This is a genomic window from bacterium (assembly GCA_026398675.1).
In the GTDB taxonomy this organism is placed as follows: domain Bacteria; phylum RBG-13-66-14; class RBG-13-66-14; order RBG-13-66-14; family RBG-13-66-14; genus RBG-13-66-14.
Genome location: JAPLSK010000076.1, coordinates 1 through 5,826 on the forward strand (window position 1 = coordinate 1; position 5,826 = coordinate 5,826).

General features: G+C 66.1%; 3 protein-coding genes and 1 pseudogene. All 4 read left to right on the top strand.

The window, feature by feature from the left end; genetic code table 11:
* Nucleotides 1–196: 196 nt before the first annotated feature.
* On the top strand, nt 197–1,006 hold the full coding sequence (locus NTW26_01540) for a hypothetical protein (protein ID MCX7020957.1): 810 nt from the start codon (nt 197–199) through the stop codon (nt 1,004–1,006).
* Between the two features lie 386 nt (nt 1,007–1,392).
* Nucleotides 1,393–3,156: a DUF2723 domain-containing protein gene (locus tag NTW26_01545; GenBank protein ID MCX7020958.1), complete on the top strand. Its 1,764-nt coding sequence runs from the start codon at nt 1,393–1,395 to the stop codon at nt 3,154–3,156.
* A gap of 142 nt (nt 3,157–3,298) precedes the next feature.
* Nucleotides 3,299–5,131 (top strand): annotated as a pseudogene (glmS, locus tag NTW26_01550) (glutamine--fructose-6-phosphate transaminase (isomerizing)).
* Between the two features lie 41 nt (nt 5,132–5,172).
* The coding region (locus NTW26_01555; protein ID MCX7020959.1) for a hypothetical protein at nt 5,173–5,826 on the top strand (654 nt) is incomplete at its 3' end.

The window sequence follows — 5,826 nt, forward strand, 5'->3', positions numbered from 1 at the left end:
GACCTTTCGGGCCGCCTGATCACGACCCTGGTGGACGACACTTTGACGGCCGGTCGTCACGCTCTCGGCTGGGACGGCACAACCTCCCGCGGGACGGGCGTGGAGTCCGGCGTTTACTTCTACAAACTCGATACCGAAACCGACAGCGCAACCCGGCGACTGGTCCTCGTTCGCTAAGTCTAAGGAGGATAACCCCGTGAAGGACAAAACCCTGGTAATCGGGCTCGTGGTCGTCGGACTGGTGTTTATGGTTGCCGGCTGCACCGAAGTCACGGTTCCCATTCCATCGAACCCCGAGCAGCTCTGCGACGAAGGCTGGCGGGCCCTCATCGCCGGTGACGACACCAGCTCCCAGTACGACTTCGAGCAGGCCCTGGAGATTGATCAGGCTTACACCAACGCCTGGAACGGCCTCGGCTGGGTGGCGCTCTCCAGGAACGACTTTGAGTCCGCCTTCCAGAGCTTCTCCTACGCCAAGCAGACGATCGGCGATCCGCTCGACCAGGAAACGACGGAGAGGCAGAACCTCTACTTCAAGTTCTACATAGACGCCTACTACGGCTCCGGCCTCACCTTCTACCTGGCCAGCGACGCAGACGTGGAATACTACAACCGGGCGATCGCTGAGTGGGAAATCGCCTGCAAGGCCGACTCCGAGGCCAACGATCCCGACCTCGGCGACTACTCGGCCGACGCGGATACTAACTGGAACTTCAACTGGAACTACGGCAACTGGTACTACAGGGACTCGGCGGGCAACTACGCCCTGTCCACCTGGCACATCCACCTCTACGCCGCGATGGCCTACATGAAGTCCAACGGCAATATGGCCAAGGCCGTCGCCCACATCAACCTCTGCCGTGATCGGATCGGGGAGGACACCGACTTCGTCGCCAACGACTGGCAGGACGTCAACAAAGAGGTGAGCCGCCTCCTGGATCTGAATCCCGCTCCCGACCTGCTGACCTACCCCTACGGGTACCCGTACAACCCGCCCAATCCGTAACCGCGGGGTGGTCTGACGCTGAAGGGGGCCCGTTAGGGTCCCCTTTCTAGTGTGGTCATGTTCGGAGTCGGACGTTTTTCTGTTTGATGGAGGGGGGCCTGCGGGCCCCCTTTAATGTCGAGATTGAGCGCGTCGTCTTTCCCGAACCGGATGGATGAAGGGGGCCTACGGGCCCCCTTTATGCGTTGTAGTCACGCTCCGCGTCGGACGTTTTTCGGTATGATGGAGAGGGCCTGCGGGCCCCCTTTAATATCAAGATTGAGCGCGCCGTCCTTCCCGAATCGGATGGATGAAGGGGGTCTTTTGGGCCCCCTTTTTCCGGGCCCCGATGGAAGCAAGCCCCGCGACCGTTATGGTATATTGACCCCGGCATCCCGGGGGGTTCGTTGTCGGAGGCCGTCAAATCCAAGTGGAGAGACGTCTGGCCGGTCCTGGCGCTGGGCGGGCTCGTTTTCGTCGTGTACCTCCTGGTATCGCCCGACGGGTTTTCCCTGGGCGACGGACCTGAGGGCGGTCTCCCGGGCCTGCGCCTCTTGAACATCCTCGCCGTTTGCGCCGCGGCGGGTTTCGTCTTCGGCGCCCTGGGCGCGCTCGGGATCAGGCGGACGTCGGCCTTTCTCGCGGCTCTTTTATTCTCCGCCTCCGCCATCGCCGTTCGGGGGGCGGTCTTCGTCGAGGTTTACGGGTTCGCCCTGCTGGGTCTCGCCGTGGTTCTGTGGGCGATTATCCGCGGGCTCGACGACAAGGCGACGGCCGGGGACCTCCTCGTGCTCGCCCTCTGTTACGGCCTGGCCCTGGCCCACCACCTCACCCAGATTTTTTTCGCGCCGGCCGTCCTCTACGTTTTAATCCGGTACGCGCGGGAAAAGAAACCGCCGGCGGCCTTCTACGCCCTCGTCGCGGCGGCGGGGCTCCTCGGCCTATCGGCTTACCTCTACCTCCCGATCCGGACGGCCGCGGGCCCGGACGTCGCCTGGTTCTCACCGGACAACCTGGAAAGGCTGGGCTTCGTCCTCGGCGGCGCCAGCTACGGCGAGTACTGGGGCGTGAGCGGCGATTACTTCTGGAGTAACGCGGGGCTGCTGGGGGGGTATCTTTTAGGTCAGCTCCCGGTGTACCTCGTCGGGGTGTCCCTCGCCGGGTTCGCGCTCCTGGTCCGGCGGAGGCCGGTGCTGACGGTCGTCCTGATCGCGGGGGCGCTGGCCGATTTCTACTGGGCGGCGCGGTACGCCGTCATCGGGCTCGAGGTCTTCTTCCTCCTGGGCTGCTTCCTCTTCGTCTTCGCGGCGGTGTACGCGCTGGGGTACGGCCTGGACCGCCTGTTCGCCCGCGTCGAGGAGCGGAGGGAGTGGCTGTTCCGCGTGGTCCGGGTCTCGACCTCGACCGTGGCGGTCGCCCTGGCCGTTTTAGCGATTCTCGACGCCTCGGTGCCGGAGGATCTGGCGGTGCGGCCGCACGGGGCGAACCTCCTGCGCTGCTCGCCGCCGGACGCCGCAACCCTCTTCACCGGGGACTTGAGCTTCCCCCTCCTCTACCTCCACTACGCCCGCGACGGGCGCCCGGATGTCGTCGTGGCGGACGAGGCCGGGATGCTAACCTCCCCCCGGATTCAGGCGCTGGTCCGGCGGCGGGTCTCCGACGGCGCCGACCTCTTCTTCGCCGATCCCCCCCAAAGCGCGAACCCGCCCCCCACGGCCCGGTGGGGCTACGGTTACCTCTTCCCCCCCATCGTGGCGACGACGTCGGCCCAGCCCACGGCGTACCTCGAGACGGTCGAGCCCGGCGGGGTTTACGCAGACGAAACGGCCGCCCGCTACCTCCTGGCCCGTTTCGAATCCCCGGGAGGCGGTGCGCTATGGGAAATTTTAGGGCCGCGAGCCTCGGAGTTCGCCGGGGTCTCGCCCCACGCCCACCTCGCCCTGGGCCGGTGGCTGTTGGATAAAAAAAACCCCGTCGCCGCGGTGGAGGAGTTCCGCCGGGCCGCGGAGCTGAACCCCTGGATGCCCAGCGCCCGCTACGGGCTGGCCCTGGTTCTTCTGGCCGAGGGTGACACCGTCGGGGCCAGGAACGAATTAATGGCGGCCCTCGCCGGTTTCGCCGAGCCCGAGGTCAAGATTCTCGCGGAGCGCCTCTTATCGGAACTACGCTAGCGGCCGGACCTGCGAGCCTGCTATAATCGTCGAACGTCGAAGGAGACAAGGGGTTTTGCCAGAGGCATAGCTCGGTTCGCCGGGGGCGTAGCTCGGTTCGCTCGGTTAAACCCCTTGCCCCCGAACGTCGCCGGAGGTTTTCATGTGCGGTATCGTCGGGTACGTGGGGAATAAGGTCGCCCAGTCCGTCCTCCTCGTCGGGCTGGAGAAGCTGGAGTACCGCGGTTACGATTCGGCCGGTATCGCGACCATCCACCACGGCGAGCTCGGGGTGCGCAAGAAAGAGGGCAAGCTGCGTCAGCTCACCGATCTGTTGGCCTCCCAGCCCTTGGGCGGGACCATCGGAATCGGGCACACCCGCTGGGCCACTCACGGCGAGCCCTCGGACCAGAACGCCCACCCCCACACCGACTCGGACGAGCGCCTGGCCATCGTCCACAACGGCGTCATCGAGAACTACCTCCAGCTTCGGGAGGAGCTCGAGAAGGCGGGCCACGTCTTCAAGAGCGAGACCGACTCCGAGGTGGTGGCGCACCTTCTGGCCGACTACCTCTCCGACGGGCTCCCGCCCCAGCGGGCGCTCCTGGCCACCTTCAGCCGGCTGGACGGATACTTCGCCCTGGCCGTCATCAGCGAGCAATTCCCGGACACCGTCTACGCCATCCGTCAGGGGCCGCCCCTGGTAATCGGCCTCGGGGAGGGCGAGAACTTCATCGCCTCGGACACCAACGCCCTCTTGCGCTTCACCCGGCGGGTGGTCTTCGTGGAGGACGGCCAGGTGGTGGAGCTGACCCGGGACCGGGTGACGGTGATAGACCGTGAGGCCCAGCCGGTCGAGCTCGTCGTCCGCGAGATAAAGCTGGACGACCAGGACCTGGACAAGGGCGACTTCGTCCACTACATGCTCAAGGAAATTTTCGAGCAGCCGCGCCTTTTGGGCGACATCTTCGTCAGCCGGGTCGCCAACTACCGGGACATCGCCTTCGCCAACCTCGGCCTAACCCCCCAGGAGCTGAACTCGGTCAGCCGGGTGGTGATCCAGGCCGCCGGCACCAGTTGGCACGCCGGTCTGGTGGGCAAGTACCTCCTGGAGCACTACGTCCGGCTCCACGTTGAGGTAGACGTATCCAGCGAATTCCGCTACCGCAATCCCGTCCTGGGCGGCGACACCATCGTGATGGCCATCAGCCAGTCCGGGGAGACGGCGGACACCCTGGCCGGCATCCGCGAGGCCAAGAGCAAGTTCATCAAGGTCATCTCCCTGGTCAACGTCGAGGGGTCCACCATTGACCGGGAGTCGGACGGGGTCATCCACCTGATGGCGGGGCCGGAGATAGGGGTCGCCTCGACCAAGGCCTTCACCGCCCAGCTCATCGCCCTGGTGCTTCTGGCCATGCACTGGGGCCGGCTGAAGTACGCCATTGACGATGACGCCGTGCGTAAGGTCCTGCGCGAGCTGGAGCAGATCCCGGCGAAGATGGAGCGGATTCTGGCCCAGAACGACGCCCTGCGGAAGCTGGCCGGCGAGTTCGCCGACGCCAAGGACTTCGTCTTCATCGGCCGGGGGTACAACTATCCCACCGCCCTCGAGGGGGCGCTCAAGCTCAAGGAAATTTCCTACATCCACGCCACGGGTTACCCCGCCGGAGAGCTCAAGCACGGCCCCATCGCCCTCATCGAGTCCGACACGCCGGTGGTGGCCATCTGCAACGCGTGACCCACGTACCAGAAGACGATGTCCAACGTGGCCGAGGTCCGGGCCCGGGGCGGGAGGATAATCGTCGTGGCCACCGAGGGGGACACGGATGCCGGCAGAATGGCCGACCACGTGATTTTCATCCCGCCGGTGATAGACGAGCTCTCGCCGCTTCTGACCGTGGTGCCGCTGCAGCTCCTGGCCTACCACGTGGCGGTGCTGCGCGGCTGCGACGTGGACCGGCCCCGCAACCTGGCCAAGAGCGTCACGGTGGAGTGATTTTTCTTGGGCCGCGGCGCTTTCCTTGAACGGGCCGCACCATGCTTCTTTCTGAAAAACCGCGCCGGGTGAAGCTCCTGGTCGCCCTCGGGGCGGCGGGGCTCGCCCTGGGGGCCAACCTCCTGGCGACCCGGCTGTACGGCGTCGAGGCCTACACCGGCCTGGCTCCGTTGGTGGCCGCCGTCTCGGCGGGTTTTCTCCCGCCGCTGTGGGCTCTCGGCGGCGCCGCGCTGCCGCTCGTCCTCGGGGCAATCGGGCTGCCGGTCCTCCCCGGTGGTAACGCGGGGTTCGCATTCTTCGTCTCGGGGGCCGGCGGTTACGCCCTGGCCCCGCTCTTTTTCGCCGGACTCGGCGGGCTCTTCCTCCGGCTGAAAGGAGATGAACCCCGGCCCGGCGCCTTCGCCCTGGGGCTGGTGGCGGCGAGTTTCGCCTCGAATCTGACCGGGACGCTCTGGCTGGTCGGTCCGGGCGGTTATTCATGGGTCGAGACCTTCCAGCGGGGGACGCTCTGGATGGCCGTGGGCGACCTCTTCCGTTCGATCATCGCCTTCAGCGTCTTCTTCTTTTACCGGCGGGAGCGCGGGCGGCTGGAAGTCGTCCAGCGGCGGAGGTCGGAGCGCCGCCAGCGGATGGAGGAGCGTTACGCGCTCCTGGACGCCCTGGACCTGGAGGAGAAAAGGCCGCCCGAGGATGGC